At 71.6% G+C, this 23,194-nt stretch carries 18 protein-coding genes; 2 read left to right on the top strand and 16 right to left on the bottom strand.

The annotated features are described in order from the left end of the window. Positions 1–21: 21 nt before the first annotated feature. The 10 genes from DTL70_RS10350 to DTL70_RS10305 form a co-directional block, all read right to left on the bottom strand. Positions 22–1,026, bottom strand: a complete 1,005-nt coding sequence (locus tag DTL70_RS10350) for an ABC transporter substrate-binding protein (protein WP_181860870.1) — start codon at positions 1,024–1,026, stop codon at positions 22–24. 2 nt (positions 1,027–1,028) lie between these two features. After that, complete coding sequence (locus tag DTL70_RS10345; RefSeq protein ID WP_114021585.1) at positions 1,029–1,535, bottom strand: LeuD/DmdB family oxidoreductase small subunit; 507 nt, start codon at positions 1,533–1,535, stop codon at positions 1,029–1,031. Further along, on the bottom strand, positions 1,532–2,806 hold the full coding sequence (locus DTL70_RS10340; RefSeq protein WP_114021584.1) for a 3-isopropylmalate dehydratase large subunit: 1,275 nt from the start codon (positions 2,804–2,806) through the stop codon (positions 1,532–1,534). Before DTL70_RS10340 ends, DTL70_RS10345 begins: the two co-directional genes overlap by 4 nt. After that, the gene (locus tag DTL70_RS10335) at positions 2,803–4,053 is read right to left on the bottom strand and encodes a LeuA family protein (protein WP_114021583.1); all 1,251 of its coding nucleotides are present in this window, start codon (positions 4,051–4,053) and stop codon (positions 2,803–2,805) included. Before DTL70_RS10335 ends, DTL70_RS10340 begins: the two co-directional genes overlap by 4 nt. Beyond that, the gene (locus DTL70_RS10330; protein ID WP_114021582.1) at positions 4,050–5,513 is read right to left on the bottom strand and encodes an acyl-CoA reductase; all 1,464 of its coding nucleotides are present in this window, start codon (positions 5,511–5,513) and stop codon (positions 4,050–4,052) included. The genes DTL70_RS10335 and DTL70_RS10330 overlap by 4 nt, the downstream gene beginning before the upstream one ends. Continuing rightward, positions 5,506–6,600, bottom strand: a complete 1,095-nt coding sequence (locus DTL70_RS10325) for a LuxE/PaaK family acyltransferase (RefSeq protein WP_114021581.1) — start codon at positions 6,598–6,600, stop codon at positions 5,506–5,508. The genes DTL70_RS10330 and DTL70_RS10325 overlap by 8 nt, the downstream gene beginning before the upstream one ends. A 29-nt stretch (positions 6,601–6,629) precedes the next feature. Continuing rightward, entirely contained in the window at positions 6,630–8,420 is a 1,791-nt protein-coding gene (locus DTL70_RS10320) for an NAD(P)/FAD-dependent oxidoreductase (protein WP_181860869.1), read from the bottom strand. Continuing rightward, positions 8,417–9,514, bottom strand: coding sequence for a methyltransferase (locus tag DTL70_RS10315; RefSeq protein ID WP_114021579.1), 1,098 nt, complete (start codon positions 9,512–9,514; stop codon positions 8,417–8,419). Before DTL70_RS10315 ends, DTL70_RS10320 begins: the two co-directional genes overlap by 4 nt. 142 nt (positions 9,515–9,656) lie before the next feature. Further along, a complete protein-coding gene (locus DTL70_RS10310) occupies positions 9,657–10,889 on the bottom strand; it encodes a cytochrome P450 (protein ID WP_181860868.1) in 1,233 nt (410 codons plus the stop codon). Positions 10,890–11,845: 956 nt separating this feature from the next. Continuing rightward, a complete protein-coding gene (locus tag DTL70_RS10305) occupies positions 11,846–12,583 on the bottom strand; it encodes a hypothetical protein (RefSeq protein ID WP_245979214.1) in 738 nt (245 codons plus the stop codon). 878 nt (positions 12,584–13,461) lie between these two features. On the opposite strand from DTL70_RS10305, the gene DTL70_RS10300 reads away from it, so the two are divergent. Continuing rightward, positions 13,462–15,141, top strand: coding sequence for a class I adenylate-forming enzyme family protein (locus DTL70_RS10300; RefSeq protein WP_114021576.1), 1,680 nt, complete (start codon positions 13,462–13,464; stop codon positions 15,139–15,141). 142 nt (positions 15,142–15,283) lie between these two features. Here the strand turns inward: DTL70_RS10300 and DTL70_RS10295 are convergent, their stop codons facing one another. Continuing rightward, positions 15,284–16,333: an ArsR/SmtB family transcription factor gene (locus DTL70_RS10295; protein ID WP_114021575.1), complete on the bottom strand. Its 1,050-nt coding sequence runs from the start codon at positions 16,331–16,333 to the stop codon at positions 15,284–15,286. Between the two features lie 428 nt (positions 16,334–16,761). Between DTL70_RS10295 and DTL70_RS10290 the strand changes: the two genes are divergently transcribed. Beyond that, positions 16,762–17,331 carry a hypothetical protein gene (locus tag DTL70_RS10290; RefSeq protein ID WP_114021574.1) on the top strand — a complete coding sequence of 190 codons (570 nt, stop codon included), beginning with the start codon at positions 16,762–16,764 and terminating at the stop codon, positions 17,329–17,331. Positions 17,332–17,373: 42 nt separating this feature from the next. Here DTL70_RS10290 and DTL70_RS10285 read toward each other — a convergent pair whose 3' ends face one another. The 5 genes from DTL70_RS10285 to DTL70_RS10265 all read right to left on the bottom strand — a co-directional run bounded on the left by DTL70_RS10285 (position 17,374) and on the right by DTL70_RS10265 (position 22,961). After that, entirely contained in the window at positions 17,374–18,027 is a 654-nt protein-coding gene (locus DTL70_RS10285) for a response regulator (RefSeq protein WP_114021573.1), read from the bottom strand. Between the two features lie 20 nt (positions 18,028–18,047). Beyond that, a complete protein-coding gene (locus tag DTL70_RS10280; protein ID WP_245979213.1) occupies positions 18,048–19,610 on the bottom strand; it encodes a sensor histidine kinase in 1,563 nt (520 codons plus the stop codon). Between the two features lie 529 nt (positions 19,611–20,139). Beyond that, on the bottom strand, positions 20,140–21,102 hold the full coding sequence (locus tag DTL70_RS10275) for a phosphotransferase family protein (protein WP_114021572.1): 963 nt from the start codon (positions 21,100–21,102) through the stop codon (positions 20,140–20,142). Between the two features lie 91 nt (positions 21,103–21,193). Next, positions 21,194–22,219, bottom strand: coding sequence for a P1 family peptidase (locus DTL70_RS10270; RefSeq protein ID WP_114021571.1), 1,026 nt, complete (start codon positions 22,217–22,219; stop codon positions 21,194–21,196). 73 nt (positions 22,220–22,292) lie between these two features. Continuing rightward, the gene (locus tag DTL70_RS10265; protein ID WP_114021570.1) at positions 22,293–22,961 is read right to left on the bottom strand and encodes a VOC family protein; all 669 of its coding nucleotides are present in this window, start codon (positions 22,959–22,961) and stop codon (positions 22,293–22,295) included. Between the last annotated feature and the right edge of the window lie 233 nt (positions 22,962–23,194).

Genomic DNA, 23,194 nt, shown 5'->3' with positions numbered 1-23,194 from the left:
GGTGCGGTGAGCACGCGGTGGTCAGCCGAAGATCTCGGCGAACCTCTCCTCCCACTCCGGTTGCTGCGCGGCCTTGACGCTTTCCGGGATGTGCAGGATCCCGTGGAAGTCGTCGGCGTGCGCGGGAAGATCGGGGCGTCGCAGCATCTCGGGGACACCGGCGGCCGGGTGCACGGGCATGACTCCGAGCTGTCGGCACCAGTCCTGTTGCACGTCCGGGCGCAGAGCGAAGGCGATGTACCGCATGGCGACGTCGCGTACGGTGTCCGGGACTCCGCGCGGAACCCACAGCGCGTCGGTGGTGTCCGCGGTCCCCTCGGCCGGCACGCACCATCCGACGGGCAGGTCGGACTGGAAGGCGAGGACGTTGGGCAGAGCGCGGAAACACAGGTCGAGGTGGCGGGCGCGCAACCGCTCCTCCATGCCGATGCTGTACTCGAGCTCGGTGACCTGAGGACGAAGACGCCGCAGGAAACTCCAGCACGCCTCCATGTCCGCCGGGATGTCCTCGACGCGTCCGCCTTGCAGCGTCTGGGCGAGGGCGTGCAGGCCGTTTCCGTGCGGGTAGAGGGCGATTCTGCCGCGGTGCCGTTCGTCGAAGAGGATGTGCCAGGAGCGCGGCTCCCCTTCGGGGAAGGCGTCCTCGTGGTAGCCCAGCACGTAGTACACGACGTAGGGGTGGACCACCGACCGTGCCGGGGCACCGTCGGGCCGGGCCCGGCCCCTGAGCGCGTCCAGGACCGGCATACGGGCACGGTCCAGGGGCACGCAGTGGCCGGCGAGCGCGGCGTTGAGCGCGGGCACCGAGTTGGACCAGACGACGTCGATCGGCGGGCGCCGCCCGGTGTGCAGGGCATCCAGCAAGGAAGGCGCCAGTGCGAGCCCGACGTGCCGTTCGTGCTGCACCCGTACACCGGTGGCTCGCTCGAAGGGGCGTGAGACGGCGCCGCGCAGGGCGCTGCCCCACCGGCCGCCCCAGGTCTGCACGCGCAGGACCGCGTCCCGGGCGTCGGATGCCGCGCGCACGGTCACGCACCTCGCTCGGGCCGGGAGTCGGGCAGCAGGGCGAGCAGACCGCCCGCCTGCCAGATGCGCTGGACGAACCCTCCGGGCGGATCCAGCGGGATCTCCTCACCCTCCTCGGTCGTCATCCGTGCCTGCTCCGGGTCGACGTTCACCACCTGGCCGGGGCGCAGCGCCTGAAGGTCCCGCGCGCGGGCAAGGGTCAGGCAGGGGATGCCGTTGTTCGTGCAGTTGCGGAAGAAGATCCGGGCGAAGTCGAGCGCGATGAGGGCACCGATCCCGTTCAGCTTGAGCGACCTGACCGACGTCTCGCGGCTGGAGCCGCAGCCGAAGTTGTGCCCGCCGACGAGCACGTCCCCCGGGCGGAGACGGGGCTGGATCCCGGGGTCGAGGCCGTGGAAGAGCCCGGCCCTCACCTTCTCCTCGTCGAGGCTGAAGAACTGCGGAGGGTGGATCACATCGGTGTTGAGGTCGTCGCCGAACAGCCATACCCGGCCCGTGATCGTGGTCATGATCCGGCGCTCCCCGCCTCGTACAGATCGGGACCGATGTGCCCGGCGCGCGCCGCGCGCGCCACGGTGCGGGCGCTCGCCAGGTAGGTGCGGCTCTCCCAGTGGCCCATGCGGCCGCGGAAGTTGCGGTTCGAGGTGGAGACGCACACGTCGTCGGCGCCCAGCACACCTTTGTCGATGCCCCCGCACGGGCCGCAGCTCGAATGGTTGAAGACGGCGCCCGCGTCCGTCAGCGTGGTCACGTATCCCGCCCGCAGCGCCTGCTGGAAGACGTGCACCGAGGCGGGTATGACGACGAAGCGGACGTCGGGGTGCACGGTCTCGCCGTCGAGCTCCTCGGCCGCGTCGCGGATGTCGGTGATGCGGCCGCTGGAGCAGGACCCCAGAAAGGCGACCGACACGGGCCTCGTTTCGACGTCCTGGACAGACACCACGTTCCCGGGCGACCACGGTTTCGCGATCCGGGGGGTCAGGGCGGACAGATCGACGTCCACGGCGCGTTCGTACGGTGCGTCGGGATCCGGCGCGAGGAGGGCGGGCCGGTGGCCGTCCCGTGCGGCGCAGTACTCGGCCGTCACGTCGTCGGGCACGAAGACGCCGAACTTGGCGCCGAGTTCCACCGCCATGTTGGAGATCGCGAAGCGGTCGTCCTGCCCGAGAGGACGGTCCGCGAGGTCGTGGAACTCCAGGGAACGGTACCGCGCGCCGCTCTCCCCCAGCAGGCGCAGCAGTTCCAGGACGACGTCCCGCCCGTTGCAGAACTTGCCGAGCGCGCCGTGGAAGTTGACCCGCACGGTGGCGGGGCGCTGCATCCACGTCGTCCCGGTGGCGAGGGCGTAGAGGATGTCGGTGGAGCCCATGCCCGTCGCACACGCGCCGAGGCCGCCTGCCATCACCGTGTGGCTGTCGGCCCCGACGATCAGGCTGCCGGGTGTGCACAGCGGGTTCTCCACGAGCAGCTGATGGCAGATGCCGCGATCCAGCATGAGGTGGGTGACGTCCCGCTTCCGGGCGAAGCGCAGGAAGGTGTTGGAGATGTCGGCGCGCTCGATGGTCGCCGGCGGGGAGAAGTGGTCGTTGGTGAAGATGACCCGCTCGGGGTCCCAGATCTTCAGGCCGCGGCGCTCGAACTCGTCCACCAGCAGCGCGATGGTGGCGTCGTGGCCGAGGAGTGCGTCCACCCGCACCTCGCGGTAGGCCCCGGTGTCAGCGGGGTCGACGGTGTGCGCGTCGATGATCTTGTCGCTGATGGTGCGGCCGCCGGCGTTCACCGTTCCACCTGCCCCTCCGACGGCCGGTGGCCGCGGTAGCGCTCGACCAGCGCCGCCGCGTCGTACCCCGACAGCAGCGTGCGGTACACCGCCTGGAGGTCGGCGTGGGCCTGCCGGTGCGCGGCCTTGTCCCGCCGCTCGACCGCGTCCCTGACCTCGCCGAGGGCGCGCGCCACCAGAGCGTCGTCACATGGCACGCCGGCACAGGTGAGGAGGTGGCGTACCAGCGAGGTGCCGCTGTGTTTGCCCAGCACGAACTCGCTGCTGCGCCCCGCCCAGGCGGCCGGCAGGAACTCGTAGCTGCGGCTGTCCTTGAGCATCGCGTCGACGTGCACTCCTGACTCGTGCCGGAAGACGTTGAACCCGGTCACCGGCTTGATGGGGCTCGTGGCCACTCCGCTCGCCCGTTCCACGTCGGCGGCGAGCGAGGGCAGCGCCAACGGGTCGACGCCGTGCTCGACCCCGTACAGGTGGGTCAGGCCGGCCACACACTCGGCCAGGTCGGCGTTGCCGGCGCGTTCGCCGAGCCCGTTGACCGTACAGGTGATCGCCTTCGCCCCCGCACCGACCGCCGCGAGGGTGTTCGCCGCCGCCAGCCCGAAGTCGTTGTGGTTGTGGGTGCACAGCGTCGTCCCGGGGCCGAGGGCGTCCGTGAGGGAGCGGATCAGTTGGTGCATCCCGGCCGGGTGGGCGCATCCGGTGGTGTCGGCCAGCACCAGACGGCGCAGCGGGACGTGCCGGCGCAGCTCCTCGGCCGTGTCGATCAGCGTCCGCGGATCGGAGCGCGTCGCGTCCTCGAAGACCAGGTTGACGGCCAGACCGCGAGCGGCGGCCGCCTCCGCCCCCGACCTGAAGACGGTCGTGGCCCGGTCGCGGGTGATACCGAGGGTCTCCTTGAGCCGCAGGTCGCTGGTCGGCATGAACAGGAACACCTCGTCCGCATGGGATTTCGCCGCGGCGGCGACATCCTGTGCCAGGGGACGGGCGGTCGCCGCGATCGATGCGCTGAGCCCGAGCTCGTGCAGGGCCTGCAGGGCTTCCAGCTCGCTGCCGGACGAGGCGGGGAAGCCCGCGTCGAGGGCCGAGACGCCCGCCTTTGACAGGGCCGTGGCCAGCCGCAGCTTCTCCTCGGTCGTGAACCAGACGCCGGGTGCCTGCTCACCGTCGCGCAGTGTGCAGTCGATGACCTCCACCGAAGCCGGCAGGTGCGGGTGGAGCTCTTTCGCCTTGAGTGTGGTTTCCGTCATGCTTGCGTCACTTCATCCTTCGCTGGGGTCTTCACGCGGTGCCGCGCTTGCGGGTGCATCTCGATGTCGCACCAACGCAGCAGCAGGGACAGGCAGGGCATGCCGTCGTGTCTCCAGACGACGCTCGGTCCCGCCATCCGTCCCGGTTCGCTGATCCTGCTGGCGCCGAGCCGCCCGAGTGCGGACGCCAACGTCCAAAACCGGTCCCCGCTCGCGCCGAGTCCGATGTTCTGCAGCCGGTCGGCGAGGGGGCGCAGCTCGCTCAGGATGTGCCGCGTGTCGCGCACCGGCACCACGCCGACCGTACGGTTTCCCGCGCCCTGGACGGAGAGCAGGTCCGGGGCGAGGGTGACCGTCCAGTCCAGGCCCGCCGAGCGCCAGAAGCCGCCCCCGGGACTGCTCGCCGCTGCCCATGCCATGTTCGCCCGGCGCAGCTGCAGAGCCGCCGCGTCCGTCGAGGACAGCAGCCCCAGCGGGCAGTCCGCCGCGTACTCGGCCATCGCGCGCGCCAGCGCCTCGGCGACGTCCCGCGGGCTCGGGTCGCGGCTTTCCACAAGGTAGGCCAGGGGGGCCACGCAGGCGTGCTGGTTGAAGGTGGACACGTCCTCGGCGACGCGCCCGGCCACCTCGCGCAGTCCGACATCGGCGAGGTAGTCGCCGGTGAGCACACCCACCGAGACCTTGTGGCCGTGCTCGACGTAGCGCTGGTGCGGCCGCAGGTGGGCACGGACGGCCGCGCACGCGTCGTCGCCGCCGTAGGCGATCACGGCGTCGGCCTGCTCCATCGCGCCGCGCAGCGTGGCCGTGTCCTGGCTCGGCCAGTAGGTGACGACCACGGCGTCGGCCAGCGCGGGGTCCACTTCCGCGAGGGAGCGCAGGAAGTGCACGGCGAAGGTGGGCTCGCCGCTGGCGACCTTGAGGATCACCGCCGACTTGACCAGCAGGGCGCGCACGAGGGAAAGCGCAGGCAGCCCGGGAACGTTGCCGCTGCACACCGCCGTGGTCACCCGCGGTCCCAGCGCCATGGTGTGTCCGCCGAGCTCTCGGTCTGCGGTGAACCCGTCCAGAACACCCGGGTCGCCGAGTTCCCGACGAAGGACGCGGTACAGCGTCTTCGCGCGGTAGTTGGACAGCTCGACGTCGAGACCGTGGTCCACCGCCTGCGCCGAGAACCCCGTCGCGGCGACGATGTCGGCCCGGGCCCGCACCCGGTGGGCGAAGCCGTGGTCCGCCCACCGGGAACACGTGCGGTCGAACGCTTCGACGATCCGGTCCACCGGCATCGCGCGCAGCGACTCGTGGGCCGCGCGCAGCCCCTCTCCCAAGCCCGGCCACTGCCCAGGAGCGGGCCGCAGACCGTAGTACCGCCCGTCCGGGGCGTCGCCGCCGACGGACGCACGCTCCAGGCTGCCGGGATCGGCCCACGACGGCAGCCACGACACGCAACGCGGCTCAGCCATGATCGTTCCGCTCCGCCGTGACCTGGTCGAGAGCCAGTGAGCAGCCCCGCTGACGCGCCTTGGCCACGCGGCCCGTGACCGCCACCCCCGCCGGGTGCGCGAGGCCCCAGTCTCCCGTGAGCAGCGCGCAGGGCCGGTCCAGCACGCACAGATCGACCACCTCCAGCAGCCCGGCGCCGCGTTCGAGGAGGCTGAGATCATCCGGCGCGCGCACCTGTGCCCGCACGAACGGTTCGGACGCTTTGGGCCGCTCGCCCAGTGGACCGACGGCCGTGTCCCACCCGTCGTAGAGCTGACTGGCCAGCTCCGTCATGCCGAACAGGTTGCAGTGGCCCCGCGGCTCGATTCCGAACACCCGCGCGGCCATGGCCCGTGTCTCCTCCACGCTCACCCGCCGGTCCCGCTTGTGGCCGCCGGCGTCCACCAGGCGCGAACCGGAAGGCAGCCGCCAGGACTCTCCCTCTTCCCGCAACGACTGGCACAGGTTGACGAAGACCGATGTCGCACCGATGAGCACCACGGGACGTTCCTCCGCCACCGCGTGCCCGAGCAGCCGGCGCAAGGCGTGCCGGTCCACCCCGGAACCGTCCAGCACGCAGGAGCTGAGCCGCGCGTGTCCGAACCGGCGGGCGATCACCTCCATGCCATGGGCCATGATCATGCGCGGGGCCGCCTGCTCGGACGGAACCAGCCGGATCACGGCCGGTTCGGCAAGTCCGCGCAGGAGACGCGCTCCCGCGTTCCGCACGATGGACGTCTTCATGAGCTCCATGCCGCGCGGCGTGTAGGCGACCCGCCCCGTGCCGGTGCCCGTGGTGTTGCTGGTCTCGAAGACCCGCACCGGTTCCCGGTCGGGGAACAGGTAGGGCGGGCTCGCCTTGTAGGCGCTGTCGGGGACCCCCACGCCGTCCTCGTGGTGGTCCCAGTAGGCGGCGGTCGCCGCGGAGTTCGTCCGCGCGAGCAGGCGCAGGCGTGCCTCCACCAGGTGCGCGTCCACGGCGTCTCCGGTCACGAGGCGGCCGATGTCCTCGTACAGCTCGTCGACGAACGTGTCGCGATAAGCGATGCGCTTCGTCGCGCAGTGCACTGACACAGTGTGTTCCCCCGGTTGTCCGGTCACGGACCGTCGATGACGTTGTTGTCGGTCCCCGCGCACGGCGCCGGCGGCCGGGCTCGCGCACGCGGGGCGTCCCCGTGCCACTCCTCGGCGAGTTCCACACCCACCAGGCGCGTCGTGCGCCTCTCGCCGCGCACGTCCTGCGGAACCTTGCGCAGTTCCGCCCCGAGGTCGAAGGTGAGAGGGTCGATGTCCTGCGCGCGCAGTGCGACCCCCTGCCGCAGGGCGGCCCCACGCATGAGTTCGACGGCAACCCGCTCCAGCGCACGGAAGTGCTCGTGGAAGCGGTCGCGCAGCGCGTCAGGGGCGTCGGCCGCCAGAATCTCCACGTTGAGCCGGTGGTAGAGCGGCGCGCTCAGGTCGACGAACGACATGGCGTCCACCACCCCCTCGTCCACCTCCGCCCACTCGCGCAAGAACCCCTGGATCCGGTGGGCCACCCGTCGGTGCCGCTGCCAGGGCTCTCCCAGTGACTCCATGAACGGCAGGTCGAGGGCGGCACCGCTGGTGAACAGCAGGCTGTTCACCCCGAAGTACGCCAGCGTGTCCCACACGACCTTCGCCGCGAACACCTGCGCGTTGCCCATCAGGGCGTACTGCTGCCGCCACGTGGGCAGCGCCCCCTCGAAGGAGGCGAGGTAGGCCTGGTCGTAGCTGTCCGCGCGCCGGCCGACGTCCTCACCGTCCAACTCCCGTACGACCAGGTCGGTGATGTAGGAGTTGGCCGAGGCGATGAAGTCGCTGCCCGGCGAGTACAGCGGGTCGAGGAACACGCCGGCTTCCCCGGTCAGACACCAGCGGTCCGCGGAGAAGACCCGTGTGCAGCCGTGCGCGAAGTGCCGCAACACATGGAAGTCCTGGAGAAGGTCACGCGACCCGGCGACGTCCCGCGCCACCTGCGGCTCGTGCTCGTGCAGCCAGGCCAGGGCCCTCTCGAACCTGTTGATGGTGCGGAAGGGGACCATGCGTGCGTCCGCGACGATGCCCACGCTCGTGGATCCGGAGGCCAGCGGGATCAGCCACGTCCAGTAGCCCGGGCCCATCAGGTGGTTGGTGCTCTGCCAGCGGTTGCCCTCGACACGGGCCAGCCACGTCTTCCTGGCCTCCGCGTCCGTGCGCGCAGGGTCGGCATCCGGAAAGTGCTCGAGGTCGATCCTCCTGCCGATCCGGAACCACACGGCGTTGACGTCGTGGTCGACGGTCTCCCGCAGCCCCAGCTTCTGTTTGAGGAGCCCGCGTCGTCCCGTGGCGTCGACCAGCCACCGGCCCCGCACACCGGTGTGCGGGGAGTCGCGCAGAACAACCCGGTGCTCCTCGTCGCCCAACTCGACGTCCTCGACGTGTGTGCCCTGGAGCAGAGTGGCTCCCGCCGCGCGCACCCGGTCCGCGAGCTCGTTCTCGAAACGTCCCCGGTCGAGCTGGTAGGTCCACGTGGGCAACGCGTGGGAGAACCCGACCTCGAGCCGCGGCACGATGTCCTCGTTGCCCTCGTGCGGTCCGAAGAAACGCAGGCCCTCCTTGCGCAGCTGCGCCGACTTGAGATGGTCCCTCAGCCCCAGAACGGTCTCGAAATAGTGAGCCGATGCCTCCACCGTCGACTCACCCACCTTGTGCGCGGCCTCGGGTAAGGGAAAGTGCGCGCGTTCGACGATCACGACTTCCGTGTGGGGGCGTGCGCGGAGGATCTGCAGCGCACAGGTGAGTCCGGCCAGACCGCCGCCGAGAACGACGACATCGGCGGTGGGTTCCGCTGTCGCCGCGCGGCGGCCGAGGCGGTGTTCCTCAGTCACGTGACCTGGGGCCTTTCGATCGGGTGAGTCGTCATTGCGGGGCGCGGCGGCACGTCGGGGTGCTCGGCTGCCGGCTTGCGGGCGGTGAGCACACCGTTGGCGCCGACCGACTCCACACAGGCCGTCCGCGGATCGACGAAACCTGCCTCGGCTGCCCAGCCCGCGTATTCGGAGGCCGTGTAGGAGCGGCCCTCGGTCTCGATGAGCTGAGCAAGGCCCATCAGCGCCGCGAGGGGAGGCCCGGTCTCCTCCTCGTTGACGAAGTAACCGGCGATGACCAGCAGGCCGCCCGGTGCGAGCGCGTCGAACGACTTTTTGAGCAGCACCTTGGCGTCCGCCTCCCGCCAGTCGTGCAGGACGTTGCTGAAGGTGTGCACGTCATGGCCTTCGGGCAGCGAGGCATCGGCGAAGAAGTCGCCGTCGGCGGTGCGGACTCTCCCGCTCATCCCCGCTGCCTCGATGTGGTCTTCGGCGATGCGGGTGACGAACGGCAGGTCGTACACGGTCGCCTTCATGCCGGGCCAGTGTCCGCACAGGGTGAGGGCGAGTGCGCCCGATCCGCCGCCCACGTCGAGCAGGCTCCTGGCGCCCTTGAGGTCGATCGCGGTGGTCAGTGCCTCCCCGGTGAAGGACGACAGCGTGTGCATGGACTCCCAGAACGTGTCGGTCACAGCGGGATCCTGGCTCTCGAACAGTGACCTGACGCGGTCGCTGTCCCAGGTGACGGGCCGATTGGTGCGCACGGCCTCGGCGAGCTGGCCCCAAGCCGCGTACAGGCGATGATCGAGCATGGTCAGGAGCCCGCCGAAGTGGTGCGGCTTCCCGGGAACCAGATACGCCTCCGACAGCGGACTGTTGCGGTACCTCTCGCCCGTCTTCTCCAGCAGGCCGAGCGACGCGCACCCGGTCAGCAGCGCGCGAGCCGGACGCGCGTCGATCCCGCAGCGCTCGGCCCACTCAGCACAGGTCATCCCGGGCGTCCCGGACAGACGAGCGAACAGTTGCAGTTCGTAGGCGGTCGCCAGGGTCTTGAACGCCCAGTACCCGGTCGAGAGCTCGAAGAGCGGCGCGGGGGAGGGGGCGGCTTCTGTCATGGCGGACTGCTCCTGGTCTGGTGGCGGGCCGGGCGTCGGTGTCTGGTGGCGGGCTCGGTGTCGGTGGGCCTGCCTGCTGTCGGACGGCCGGCACCGGCCCTGGCACGGCCGGTGGCGGGGAGTGCAAGGAGGGGAAGGACCCTCAGCGGGTGGCGTGGGCGGACACGGGCGGGAACTCGATGAGGACCTGCCGCGGCCCGCGAGTGACGAAGCCGACGTCCTGCGGGACGAACCCCGGGGAGAGCCGCAAGCCGGGCAGCATGTCGAACAGCACCCGAAGAGCGGTGGTGATCTCCATGTGGGCGAGGGAGGCACCGACGCAGAAATGCCGTCCGGAGCCGAACGCCAGGTGCTGGGCCGCGCCCGCGAACGCCCGGTCCGCCTCGGCGTCCTTGCGGTACACGTCGAAGGTGTCCGGCCTCTCGAAGCGCGCGGGATCGCGGTTGGCGGCTCCGACGAGGAGGAAGACCAGGGCTCCCGCGGGCAGGTTCCCGCCGGACAGCGTGACTGCCTCCCGCGTCACGCGGGTGATGACCTGCACCGGAGGAGTCAGCCGCAGGGTTTCCGCGAGGGCTCTGTCCAGCAGCCGCTCCTCGGTCGAGGCGGCCGCGCCGAGACGGTTGTCGAGCAGGTGGCAGACGGTCAGGTTGAGCGCCTTCTCCGTCGTCTCACCGCCGGCCGCGAGAAGGACGAGACCGAAACTCTTGATCATGTCGTCCGTCATCCGCGCCCCGTCGACCTCGCTTGTGCACAGCAAGGAGATCAGGTCCTCGCCGGGGTCGGCGCGGCGTCGCCGGATCTGCTCGTCGAGGAACGCGGCCAGTTCCCCGCCTGCCGCCAGCCCGGCGCGGGTCACCTCCGGGTTCTGGTCGAAGTTGCCGCTGTAGTCCACGATGGCGCGATACCACCTGCGGAAGTCCGCGTTGTCCTCGGAGACGCCCAGCAGACGCATGATGACCCGGACGGGGAGCCGCCGGGAGAAGTGCTCTGCGAAGTCGGCAGAGCCCTCGGCTGCGAAGGCGTGGACGAGTTGCCGTGCGGACGCCTCGATGGAGGAGGAGATCCGCTCGGTCAGGCGCTTGCGCTGGAACGCCGGCGAGATGAGGCGGCGGTGACGGGTGTGCTCCTCACCGTCCATGGCCATGAGGCTGTGCTGGACGAGGGGCCGCAGTTGGTCGTCCCAACTCCGGCTGGAGAAGACGTCCGCGTCCCGGAAGGCGCGCGTCACGTCCTCGTACCTGCTGATGATCCAGGCGTCCAGCCGCGCGTCGTAGAGAAGCGGATGGTGTCTGCGCAGGGTGTCGAAAATCGGATAGGGAGAGCGTCGGTATTCTTCGGACAGCAGGTCAGGAGTATCAGGCAGCGCGTGCGACATGGCCCCGGTTCCGTCAACGGCACGGAGTTTCGACATGTTCGTGCACTCTGCTCAAGAATTCTCGGCAGAGTGTGCTTGACGAGTCTGTTGTACTCCCGTTCTTCCCGGGAGTTGTGAACTGGCACCGCACGTGCGACGCCGTGAAAGCGTGCGCCGGTCATCACCTTGTTCAGGTGGAGCGCGCGGAAAGGTGTGAGTCTGCCGGAAGTCGGTGGGCGCGGCCCACGCGTCCACGACGCGTTACCGCCGTCACCTCAGTGAGTTCTTCTTTTCGACATGTGTGTACCCGCACAGGAGAAGAGGAGGGTCTTCATCACCCATCGGTGCGACCCCAGAATGCAGACCCTACTAAAGGCGTGCGGGGTCGGCAACCCTCAATTACCGTAACCTGATCTTCCAGTTGGAATTTCCTTTACTGTCGGTGACCGGTCGCGACCGACCTGCAGGAATGTTGAATGCGTGACATGTTCCGCCGCTCCGGATCTCCGGCCATGGTGGGGTCACATGGGAGGACACGGTGGTCGTGGCCGCGGGCATTCCGATACCTGCGACCGGCAGGCGACGAACTCGACGGCTCCCGCGGCTCCGTATGACGTCCGGTATCGATAATGAGACAGCAGGGGGCGAGTTCAGGCCTGGATTCGCGTGCACGCGGAGAACACGCCATGGTGTTCAGGTTATGGCCAACGATTTCCCACGCGGTGCCGATGTGGTGTCACCTGGCGATCCGCTGCACGGCCGTGCGGGCCGGCACGCCGAAGATTCCGGAGGTTTCCGTGACGTGCGCATCCGCGTCATGACTCGGTAAGGCCGCTCGGAAACCAGCTGCGGGGACTTCATTGAGACAGGCCGAAAGCGGCCAGGGGAATCGGATGGTCCACTGTCCGATCGCGGCCTCGTTCGCTCTGGCCGTCATTCGCCCGAGCCCAGGACATCAGGAGGAGGCCATGGCGTTGTCACGCGGTTTTCCCCGGCGGGGCGAGCGCGGTGGCCACCCGGGCGAGGCGGTCGGCCGTCAGCGCGAAGGGGTTGGCGGGGTTACGGAAGGAGTGCTCGCCGTCGTTGACGGTGGCGCCTTGCCCGGTCGTGGTCCACCGCGCGGGCCCCGGCGCTCCTTGGCCTTCCAGCAGAGCAGCCGCGAGGGGCTCGGGAGCGTCCACACCGGTACGGGCGCGCAGCGCGGCCGTCAGCCGGCCAAGAGCTTCATCGGGCACCTCGTCGTCGCCGAACGCCGGCAGCAGGAGCAGGAGGCGCGCGTGGGGATCGGTGGTGCTGCCCCCGGGCAGCGCGTTGTCCGCGGCCGTCACCAGCTCGTGCCAGGACAGCCCAGGTCCCATGAAGTGCCCGTCGTCGCGGGCGAGGAGTGTGGCCAGGTCCCAGCCGGGACGGTGGAGGAGGTAGTCGACGCCGGTGTCGTCCCGCAGCGTGCGGTGGACGACGTGGAGACGGTGGTCGCCCGCGAGTGGCACGGTGAACGCCGGCCACTCCGCCCGCTCCCACAAGTTCAGGTGGAATGCCCCGGCCGCCTCGTGGTCCGCGCCGAACAGCAGGCTCTCGGCCTCCTCATGGTGCGCGCACGAGGCGGGGTGCCCCAGCCAGAACAAAGGCTCGCCCAAGAGCTCGGGCTGGTGCGTGAGGGGGCCGCCGTCGTATCCGGGTATCCGGGCGGGGCGCGGATCCGTGCTGTTCGTCACGGAGCACATCATGCCGCGCCGACCCGTTGCCGCCGCGGCGGGGCGTGGCGGTACCCGCGGCCGGGCATGGCGGTACCCGCGGCCGGGTGCGACGGCGCCCGCAGACCGGGCGTGACGGTATCCGCACCCGGCAGACCGTGCCGGCGCCGCCCGTCCGCGCCTTCTCCTCCTGCCGTGCCGCCGGCGGGGCCCCACCGCTTAGATGTATAGGCCAGTGATATAAAAGCGGATGTGACTGAGCAACCGCTGCCGCGTCCGCGCCCCACGGCGCGGACCCCCGCGGGCTCGTCATCCGGACGCTTTTCCCCGTGCGTCGCCGCCAGCGGCACACGAGCGCACCTCGGCTACTGCCACGACCAGTGGGGCTCCTCTGCGGGCCCCCGCGCCATGACAGCCGTCCGATCTGTTCCGGGCGTCATCGGATGCCGCAGCCCGCGCACGCCGACCAGCCCCCGCATACCCGGCCCAGGCGCTCCCGCTCGCGTACCCGACCGTCCGCGGCCGCGCGTACGCCGCACCCCGGGCACCGAACGGCGCCGACACCCGTAGACCGGCCCGGCCACCACCCCTGGCCGCCGGTGCCATCGCCGCCGGCGTGACCGCCGCCGGCCGACCGTTCCGGCCCCTCGGGCGCCGGGCCACGGCGGCGCGGGCTGTCGAGGGCTGCCCTACCGCGCCTGCGCCGGGCGCCGCCACCGTCCTCGGACAGGCCGGCCCGGCCCCGGAGGGATGGCGCGGAGGCACCGGCCTTCTCACCCGGTCCTCAGGTCCTCGGGTCCCCGTGTCAACCCCAGCGCCGCCGCCCCGGAAGACGGCCGGCGCGGGAGACAGCGACCTCGCAGAAAACCGCACGCGCCCTCGAGCAAGGAGGTCCGTACATGAACAGCACGCCCGCCTACGATCCAGGCGCGTTCCGCGCCGTGTTCGAGCAGCGGTTCACCTACTGGGCGGGGTTCAGCCGCAACACACACCGCTACGCCCACTCCCCGGCGCTCTCCGACCCGGCAACGGGACGCTCGTGGACGTACGCGCAACTGGGCGAGGAAGTGGAGCGGGTCGCCGCCGGGCTCGCCGCGGCCGGCGTCGGCCCCGGTGACCTGATCGCCTACCAGCTCTTCAACGGACCGGAGTTCGCACTTCTGTACCTGGCGGCCCAGCGCGTGGGCGCGGTCGGCTCACCTGTGAACTTCCGGCTGGCGCCGGGCGAGACCGCCCACGTGCTGGACACCGGCAGTCCGGTCGTCTTCGTCTACGACACGGCGGTGGCGGAGCGCGCCGGGCAGGCGCTGGCGCTGGCCGAGCACCGGCCCGCATCGGTGGTTCACGTCGACTCGGGTGCGGACAGGGACCGGCCGTTGCCGGACTCGGTGCCGTTCTGGCAGCTGGTCGCTTCCGGGGTCGGACACCCGCCGCTGCCGGACCCTTCGGGCGGGATCTACGCGGAGACCACCCGGCTCTACACCTCGGGAACCACCGGGCTGCCCAAGGGCGTACCGCTCAACAACGCCACCGAAGTGCTCTCGGCCCACGACGTGATCATGCACTTCCCGCTGACGCCGCAGGACCGCACGCTCAACATGTCGCCGTGGTTCCACCGCGGGGGGCTCTACTCGGGAGGCCCCAACCCCGTCTTCTACGTGGGCGGCGAAGTGGTGCCGCTACGCCACTTCGACGCCGACACCGTGCTGGACCTGGTCGAGGAGCGGGGGCTGACCTTCCTCATCGGCGCACCGACCAACCTGGAGCGTCTCGCCGACGCACAGGAGAGGCAGCCTCGCGATCTGGCGACCCTGCGCGGCATCGTCACCATGGGCGCGCCGCTGGACCGCGCGGCCTGCCTGCGCTACCAGTCGACGCTGACCTCGCGGATCTTCAACGGCTACGGCACCACCGAGGCGTTCTGGAACACCTTCCTGCGCCCCGCCGATCTGCCCGACCACGCGGGCAGCGCCGGCCGGGCCTGCACGGACGACGACGTCGCCGTGGTCAAGGTGTACGAGGACCGCAGGGCGGACCCCGACGACGTGGCGGCGAAGGACGGACAGGAGGTCGGCGAGGTGATCGTGCGGTCCGTGAAGTCCGCGTACGCCTACACCGCCAGACCCGACGAGGAGGCGGAGAACTTCCGCGACGGGTGGCTCTACATCGGCGACCTCGCCACCTGGGACGAGGAGGAGTACGTGACCCTGATGGGCCGCCGCGACGACATGATCCTCTCCGGCGGGGAGAACGTGCATCCGGTGCAGGTGGAGGAGGTGCTGAGCCGGCATCCCTCAGTAGCCGACTGCGCCGTGGTGGGCACCCCCGACCCCGAGTGGGGGCAGCTCGTCACCGCGTACGTGGTCCGCCACGACCCGGAGCTGACCGTCGCGGACCTCGACAAACACTGCCGCGCCGACCCGATGCTCGCCGCCTACAAGAGGCCGCGCGCCTACCGCTTCACCGACGCGCTGCCGCTGACCGCGACAGGCAAGAAGGTGCACTACCAGGTTCGGGCCCAGGCGGCTGAGGACGCGGCCGCCGGTCTGCTCGAGCGCGCGCGGCCGAGCAGTGGGTAGCCGCACCCTTCCGGTCCGGCCGGTCGCGGAGTTGCCCGAGGACGAGGGCGCCCCCGGTGCGGCGGGGCGCCCTCGGGCGGGGAAGCGGGTCCCTCGTCAGCGCGGGAAGTTGTGGCGGGCGGGGGCCTGCTCGCGCTCGGCGTCAGCCACTCCGATGGAGAGGCCCGCCGGCACAGCCCTGTGCCGCGCCGCGTTCGGCGCCGTGTGACGAGACCCGTAGCAGTAGTTGGGCACCCAGCGGGGTCAACGCGTGGTGGGCGGTGCGTCCGGTGCGCCGGGTCGTGACGAGCCCGGCGCGGCGCAGTACGCCCACGTGCTCGCTGGCCGACGCCGGCGAGAGCCCGGTGCGCCGCGCCAGCCGACTGGTGGAGACGCCCTCGGCGACGACCTCCAACACCGCGGCGCGGCTGTGCCCGAGCAGCGCGGCCAGCGCACCGCGGGGATCGGCTGTCGCCGTGGCACCGGGGTGGGGGAGGACCTCGTAGTGCAGGGTCGGCTGCGGATCGCCGGGATCGCAGGGTACGTAGCTGGTGAAGGCGGCCGGCGCGAGCAGTAGTCCACGGCCTGCGAGGTGGTAGTCGGGGCCGTCCACGCCGGGCAATTCCAGCACCGGGGCGCGCCAGCGCATCCGGGGATGCAAAGTGGTCAGCACCCGCTCGACGCCGCCCTCCTGCCACTGGCGCAGGCGAGTGGTCTGGTCCGCGCGGAGCGCGGTGTGCAGCCCGTGCCAGTAGGGGGCCACGGCCGCGCTGTGATGCGCCCTCACCGCGCCGGCGAGCCACCGCAGCGCGGCCACGTCACCCTCCAACAGGGCGCGGGCCCAGCGTGGCAGCGGCCGGTGCGCGGCGACATACCCCCAGTCCGCGCGCAGTTCTGTCCGTGGTGTGGACAGCAGCCGCTCGATCTCCTCGTCGAGCGTGTTCAGCGCCACGTGGGGGCGCAGCAGCCGGGGGACGGGGTGTGAGGGCGCGGTGACCACGAGCCTGTCCAAAGGTGGCGCGCCGGGCGGTGCGGTGGCTTCCGACGCGGCGCGCCGGGCGGCCTGTGTGGTGCGGCGCCACATGTCGAGTGCGGGGCTGCCGCGACGGCCGTACCGCAGGCGGAAGGCGCTGAACGTCGTCGTGGCCAGCGGGCTGGGTTCCTCGGCCACGCGGACACGGGCCAGGTCGCGGACGGTGAAGTGGATACGCATGCCAGGCCTGTTCGCTCGTCGTCTTCCGCACGGTTGCCGGCCCCATGTTTCCCCGGAGCGCGCCCTTCCGTCACCGTGCGGTACGCGGAAGACGGCGGGGATGTCATGCCGTGGCGTCGCGGTCCGGGCGCGGTCCGCCGCGGGCCGCGTTCCGCCGTCGCTTCGGGCAGGGCCGAAACGTCCACGCGCGGCGGACGGCGACGGGCACGATGGCCGCCAGGCCAGAAGCCGGAGTGTGGCGCGCCGAGCCGGAACGTGGCGCGCCGAGCCGGAACGCGGCACCAGAAATCGGAGCGTGGCGCGAGGGGCCGGGCCGGACGACCGGGAGGAGCACGCGGATGCGGAAGACCAGGACGAGGGGCGCGGCAGCCACGGGGCGGCAGCCGAGGCGCGGAGCCGGTGCGGCGGGCGGCAGGAGGGGAGGAGCCGTGACCGTGACCGTATGTGCGGTCACGGCCCTGCTGTGCACCTCGGCCGGGGCCCAGGCCTCTCCGGGGAGCACTCGGGCGGGGGGCGACGGAGGTCCCGCGTCCCGCTCGGGTGGCTGGCACGGCCCCGTCCTCTCCCATCCCGGCCAGCCCGAGATCGACTACCCGCGCGGCGAGGTGTGTGCGTTTCCCACGCACGCGGAGTTCCCCGTCGTCGACATGGTGCAGAAGACCTGGACGAACGACGCGGGCGATCCCGTCTACGCCGTCATCAGCGGCCCGTTGATCATGGACGTGACGAACAAGGACACCGGGAAAACGGTACGCCGTGACCTGTCCGGCACCGGGACCCTCTCGTACCCGGAACCCGGCCGCACCGACACCTACGTCCTCAGCGGGGGCGACTGGGGCGTCGGCCTGCACTCCAGCGACCGGCCCGCGCACAACAAGTGGCTCGTCTCGCGCGGGTTCATGTCCGTCCGGCTCACCAAGAGTGGTGGCGAAACCCACCGCGAGCTGCTGACTCTGGAGGGCCGGTACGAGAACCTGTGCGAGACGCTGAAACCGTAGAGCGCCTGTCGCCGTGGCGGGCGAGGAGTGGGGCCCTGCGGCTCAACGGTCGGTGAGCAGCTCCGCGTCGTGCGCGAGTACGGCGGCCTGTACGCGGTTGGCGCAGCCGGTACGGGAGAGGATCCGACTGATGTGGGCCTTGACCGTGCCGACGCTCAGGTGAAGCTCGTCGGCGATCTCGGAGTTGGACCAGCCCAGACCGAGCAGCCGCAGCACATCCTGTTCGGCGGGGGTCAGCTCCTTGATCCTGCGCAGGGCCTCGTCGGTGTGCCGACCGGAGCGCACGTGCCGCTCCAGCAGCTGCCGGGTGATGTGCGGGGCCAGCACCGGTTCGCCCGCGGCGGCGCGCCGTACCGCACTGATCAGCTCGCCCGGGCCCGTGTCCTTGAGGAGGAACCCGCTCGCCCCGGCACGCAGGGCCCGCGACACCTTCGCCTCCTCGCCGAACGCCGTCAGCATCACGACACAGGTGCGGGGCGCCAGGCGCGCGATGTCCCCGGCGGCGGCGATGCCGTCATGGGCCGGCATCTGGATGTCGAGCAGGGCCACGTCGACGTCGTGTGTGCGGCACGCGGCGGCGGCCTCCCGGCCGTCGCCCGCCTCGGCGACGACCTCGATGTCCTCCGCGTCTTCCAGGATGAGCCGGATCCCCGCGCGCATCAGTGCCTCGTCGTCGGCGATCAGGGTGCGGATCATCCGCTCATCCTAAGACCGCGTCACCAAGGGATGGAGCCGGCCAGCAGGACGATGAGGAAGACGACGGTCGGCAGGGTCACGAGCAGCGTCAGGCAGCCGGAGCCCAGAATGCGCGGCCAGGTCAGGATCTCGTCCGGCGAAGGGGCGTGCGCCCCTCTCGCCGAGGCGATGCCGCCGCACGGAGCGGCCTTGTCCGCGCTCCGGGGAGCGGCCTCGTCCCTCGCGACGGGCCCCGCGAGACCCTCCACGGCCGCCGCGGTCTCCGGGGGGCCGCCCCCGTGTGCGGGCAGCCACGCAGCCACACGGAAACCGCCGCCGGGCAGGGCGCCCGCCGCGAAGGTGCCGCCGAGCAGAGTGATCCGCTCCTGGCAGCCGGCCAGCCCGCTCCTGTTCCCTCCGGGGGAGTGGCGCTCCTCGTGCGGCGCCTCGTTGGTCACCAGAACCTCGACGCCCTGGCCCGTGGCCCCCACCACCACCTCCGTGCGGGCGCCGGAGGCGTGTTTGAGCACGTTGGTCAGCCCCTCGCGGACGATCCGGTGCACTGCCTGACGCGTACGCCGACCGACCTCGGCCGTGTCGGGGACGGACCACACCAACTCGACGGTGCTGCCGGTCCTGCGGGACTCCCGCACCAGCGCGGTGATGTCCGCGCGTGTGCCCTTCTCGTCCTGTGCCGGTTCCGCCACGTCCAGGTCCGTCACCTCCCCGTGGCGCAGCACGCCGAGGATCTCGCGCAGCTCCTCCAAAGCCGTGCCACTGGTCGTCCGCAGCAGCTCGACCCTCTCGGTAAGAGCGGGCGCCTGCCGGGTGACGGCGAGTTCGAGGGCCCCGGCGTGCACCGAGATCAGGCTCAGCCGGTGACCGAGAAGGTCGTGCATCTCTCCGGCGATCCGGTTGCGCTCCTCCATCCGGGCCGCCGCGGCGGTCAACGCGCGGGCCTGCTCCAGGTAGGCGTTGCGCTCCCGCAACAGGCTGACCAGGGGGCGACGCCGTCCCAGCAGCACTCCGGCCAGAGCCGGCAGCAGCAGGAGCAGCGCCGCGGAGACGCTGTTCTGGGCGAAGCCCGACAGCAGCAGACCGGGCCGTGCCACGCGTGCGCCGAGAGTCAGGACACCGACGACGGCGCAGGCCACCCCGACGGCCTGCCACGCCCGCCGCGGCCGTGCGAGACGACGGGTGGCGGACAGCACGAGCAACGGCGCCGTCGCCACGGTCCACACGTTGTCTCCCACGACCAGCAGGGAGACCCCCACGATCGCGGCGTCCGGCCGGCCGCGCCGGGCGAGGACGAGCAGCGCGGTCCACAGCGCCTCGAGTACCGCCCACACCGGCCGTTCAGGGGGCGCCAGCAGCAGCGGAACGAGACCGAAGGCCGCCGCCAGGAGACTGAGCAGCACGTCGATGACGACCGTACGGCGTGGAGCGGCGCGCACCACGGCCCAACTCTCGACCGCCTCCCCGCGCACCCGCCGGGGCACAGCGGCCAGTCTGTCCACCAGCCCGATGGAACGACGCGCCGACTCTGCTTCCTCGTGCACCTGGCTCGTCATCATTCCCGCTCCGCCACCGTCGTCCTGTCGCATCGAACCGTATCCGCGGCGAAGATCACGCCCCAGGCGCCCCAGGCACCCCAAGCGGTCGCGGGCCCGGCCGACGGCGCGGCCGGGCCCGCGACGCGGTACGCATCCCCCTCGCAGACAGCCGGAAGCCGTACCGACCGCGCCCTCGGGCGGCCGGGGCGGGGCCGCGCCGCCTCTCCGGGCTCCGGCCGTCACTCGCCGCGCCATCAACCCGCTCCTTCGCGTGAGGCGATCTGGTCACCAAGACGCTACGCACGCGCGGGCCCGCACCGCTTCGGCCGACCGGCCACCCGCCTCGTCCGATCGGCACACCGGCGCCGGCCTGTCGACGACGGTCCGTTGCCTCCCGTCGTACGGCGAGAGGCAAAGGACTGCCGCTCACACACGGCACCGATCCGCGACTTCGCTGCCGGCGCCGCCCGGCGCCCAGCCACGCGACTGTTTCGTCAAGGCGTTCCACTTCGCACAGGACTGACCCGAACCCGGCCCTCGCGGCGCTCCCGCACCGGGCCGGCTCACGGGCCGTGGCGACTCAGCCCGGCGCGTCCATGAGAGCCGTGACATACGCGTCCAGCCGCTTCTCCACGGCACGCGTCGTCAGCTCCGTCCTCCCCGCCTCCCGCCACGCCTGCGCGACCGGCCGGACCTCTTCCGAGAACGCCAGCGCATCGCGCACCTGCCAGTACAGCCGCTCGCCCCGGTCGGCGGCCAGCACCCCGCCGGCCTCCTCGTACGCCTCGGTGAACCGCAGGCCCCACGCCGGGCCGTGCAGCAGCGCGAGGATGGTGGAGCAGTGCGCCACATCGAGATCCGCCGGGCCCCAAGAGGCCCCCGCCCAGTCGACGACGCCGGTGATCCGGGCCCCTGCCGGGTCTGCGCGCGTCACGTCGAACAACACGTTGCCGGGTTGGAAGTCGCGGTGCAGGAACCGCCCCTCCCAGGGTGGCGCGGGCCCGCGGATCACCTCGATCGCCGCGTTCCAAGCCGCCGCGTCGGCGCCCTTCGGAGTCACGACGGTGTCCGCGGTCGTCAACGCCACATATTCCCGGGGCCGCTCGATGGGCCGCAACGCGTGGATCGCCACGAGCTGACGGGCCAGCGAAGGAACGCGCGTCTCCACGCCCGCGTCCTCGAGAACCGTCCGGCCCGGCAGGTGTGTCATCAGGAGCGACGGATACGCGCACTGCTCGGCGGTCGGATCAACGGCGATGAGCGCGGGCGCCGGCACGGCGGCCCCCGTGAGCAGCGACAGGGCCCCGGTCTCCCGGTGCAGCCAGTCCTCGGCGTGGCTGAGGGAGAACGGGTCGACGAAGCTCCGCAGCACCAGGTCGCGGGTGGTTCCGCTTCGCGCAGCGATGGTCAGCCTTCGCGTCGCGGCAGTGATGCCGCCGTGCAGCGCCTCGGCCCTGACGATCCGTTCGCCGACCTCCAGGTGCCGGTTCACCCAGGCCAGTGTCAACGGGAGGACGAGCGCTGCCTCATCGTGGTCGGTCACCGTGCCATCTCATCACCCGGGAGGCGGCGCGCGCGAAGGTATTGTGCGCCCGGCAGCGTGAGCGCCCACGAGGGTGAGTGCCCGGACGGGATCAGTTCCGCAGCACCTCGTGCGGCAGGGCGTGGGCGGTGCGCCCGCCTGGTGTGCGTACCGTCCGAGCGGCCAGCAGCGCGTCGACCACCGCCTCCTCGACACCGTCCAGAACCGCCGCGAACACCAGGTTCAGATCGGCGGGCGAGAGCACCACAGGGGCCTCGGCGACCCGGGTGGAGAACGCCAGCCCGTAGTCGCCGCTGCCGTGGCTGTACGCGGCGCCGACCCGGCCGAGCGCGAGCACCCCGCGCGTGGCGACCCGTTCCAACTGGCGTCCTGAGCAGGGCACGTCCAGCGCGACGACCACCACGCAGGAGCCGCGGGGCGAGGTGTGCCCGGCCCGCTCCAGCCCCAGGTCCTCGGGCGCTACCGTGTGTCCCGCCACGCGCAGGTCCCCGTCCATGTTGGCCAGTACGAGCACCCCGACGGTCGCGGGGCCGCCGGACAGCGGCACCTTCCGGGACGCCGAGCCGATGCCCGCCTTGAACCCGAGCGCGCACGCCCCGGTGCCGCCCCCGACGTTGCCCATCGGCACCGGCCCCGCGCAGGCCCCGTCCAGTGCCGCCCGTACGTGCGCCTCGGTCACCGGCCGCCGCTCCGCCGAGAGCCAGGAGTCGTTGATCTCTCCCACGACCGGATTGAGCGAGGTCACAGGGGCGGCCGCCCGCTCCAGCACCCAGCCGACCAGCGCGTCCGCCGCGCGGAACGCCGACAGCGTGGAGGTGAGCAGCACCGGCGTCTCCAGCTCCGTCAACTCCATGAGCTGGGTCGCACCGACGAACTTCCCGTAGCCGTTGACCATGTGGAAACCGGCCGGGACCGCGCGCGTTTCCTCCAACGCCTCCGGCACCAGCGCTGTCACCCCCGAGTACACGCCGCGCTCGTCGTCCTCCAGCGTGGTGTGCCCCACGCGCAGGCCGGGTACGTCCGTGATCGAGTTGAGCGCTCCGGGCGCCATCCGTCCCACCGCCCGCCCGGTCTCCCGCAGCCGCAGTGCACGTCCGCGTGGCTTCTGGCCCTCCATCTGTCCGCCCTTCGCCCGACCGTGCGGGCCGTCCGCACAGCGGCCCGCACTCTATGCCGCGCACGGACGGGAATCAGGAGTGGGCCGGTGCCGTGGACGGAGCGTGGCTGAGTGCTGCGGCGGCCTCCCAGCCGTACCCGTCCGGGTCGGTGAACGGGCCGGCGGTGCTGCCGAGTACGACGCGGTGCGATCCGGTGCCGTCTGCGCTGACGCCGAGGTCCTTCGCCAGGCCGCGGCGCTTGTACAGGGCCAGTTTGACGGGGCTGGACTTCTCGGAGGCGAACTCGGCGTACTTCCCTCCGAAGCTCCTGGCCACGGTGAGGCCCCGGTTCACGTAGAACTCTCTGCTGACCTTCACGTCCTCGACGCCGAGCAGGACGACCATCTCGTCGATCTCGCGGGTGGCCGGGCCGGTGTCCTTCTTCGCCGAGGTCGCGACCTTCCAGAGTGTCCCGTCAGGGGCCTGGACGACGCCACCGTAGCCCCACAGTGACTTCGCGGCGGGCTTGATCACCGTCGCGCCGGCGTCCACTGCGGAACCCAGGAATCGCTCGACAGTGGCCGGCTGCGACACCGTGAGCGCCAGCGTGAAGCCACGGAAGCCGGTGGAGGGCGCCTCGGACTGCCGCAGGCGTATGCGGGTGTCCACACCGAAGGCGGTGTGGAAGCGCTGGGCGGCCTCGGGGTCGGCCACCTCGAGAGTGACGGATGCGACGGACACGGGGGATGCGGTGATTGCCATGGCCCTCACGCTAGGGTCGCCCGGCGACCGGAGGCTTCTCGATTCCTGACGGGTCTCGTCGGCTGCTGACTCGCCGGCTGTTCGTCCGCCTGGCGCGGGCATCGCCGCCGCCCCCTGCTGCCGCCGCGCACGCGGGCGGGGCGGGAGTGGGCCTGCGCGGGTGGGCAGAGCTTCCGGCGCCGTACGCACGGCCGGTCACCCTGTCGCTCGGTGCGTTGAGTGCTCGCATGCTC

The sequence above is a fragment of the Streptomyces diacarni genome (genome assembly GCF_003323715.1).
Lineage (GTDB): Bacteria > Actinomycetota > Actinomycetes > Streptomycetales > Streptomycetaceae > Streptomyces > Streptomyces diacarni.
The sequence above is the reverse complement of the archived record's forward strand: the minus strand, read 5'-3'. Positions and strand labels throughout refer to the sequence as shown.

Coding starts and splice junctions, on each gene's coding strand:
- DTL70_RS10345 (WP_114021585.1), bottom strand. CDS start 1,535: ATGACCACGATCACGGGCCGGGTATGGCTGTTCGGCGACGACCTCAAC.
- DTL70_RS10335 (WP_114021583.1), bottom strand. CDS start 4,053: ATGACGGAAACCACACTCAAGGCGAAAGAGCTCCACCCGCACCTGCCG.
- DTL70_RS10330 (WP_114021582.1), bottom strand. CDS start 5,513: ATGGCTGAGCCGCGTTGCGTGTCGTGGCTGCCGTCGTGGGCCGATCCC.
- DTL70_RS10315 (WP_114021579.1), bottom strand. CDS start 9,514: ATGACAGAAGCCGCCCCCTCCCCCGCGCCGCTCTTCGAGCTCTCGACC.
- DTL70_RS10310 (WP_181860868.1), bottom strand. CDS start 10,889: ATGTCGCACGCGCTGCCTGATACTCCTGACCTGCTGTCCGAAGAATAC.
- DTL70_RS10300 (WP_114021576.1), top strand. CDS start 13,462: ATGAACAGCACGCCCGCCTACGATCCAGGCGCGTTCCGCGCCGTGTTC.
- DTL70_RS10295 (WP_114021575.1), bottom strand. CDS start 16,333: ATGCGTATCCACTTCACCGTCCGCGACCTGGCCCGTGTCCGCGTGGCC.
- DTL70_RS10285 (WP_114021573.1), bottom strand. CDS start 18,027: ATGATCCGCACCCTGATCGCCGACGACGAGGCACTGATGCGCGCGGGG.
- DTL70_RS10280 (WP_245979213.1), bottom strand. CDS start 19,610: ATGCGACAGGACGACGGTGGCGGAGCGGGAATGATGACGAGCCAGGTG.
- DTL70_RS10270 (WP_114021571.1), bottom strand. CDS start 22,219: ATGGAGGGCCAGAAGCCACGCGGACGTGCACTGCGGCTGCGGGAGACC.
- DTL70_RS10265 (WP_114021570.1), bottom strand. CDS start 22,961: ATGGCAATCACCGCATCCCCCGTGTCCGTCGCATCCGTCACTCTCGAG.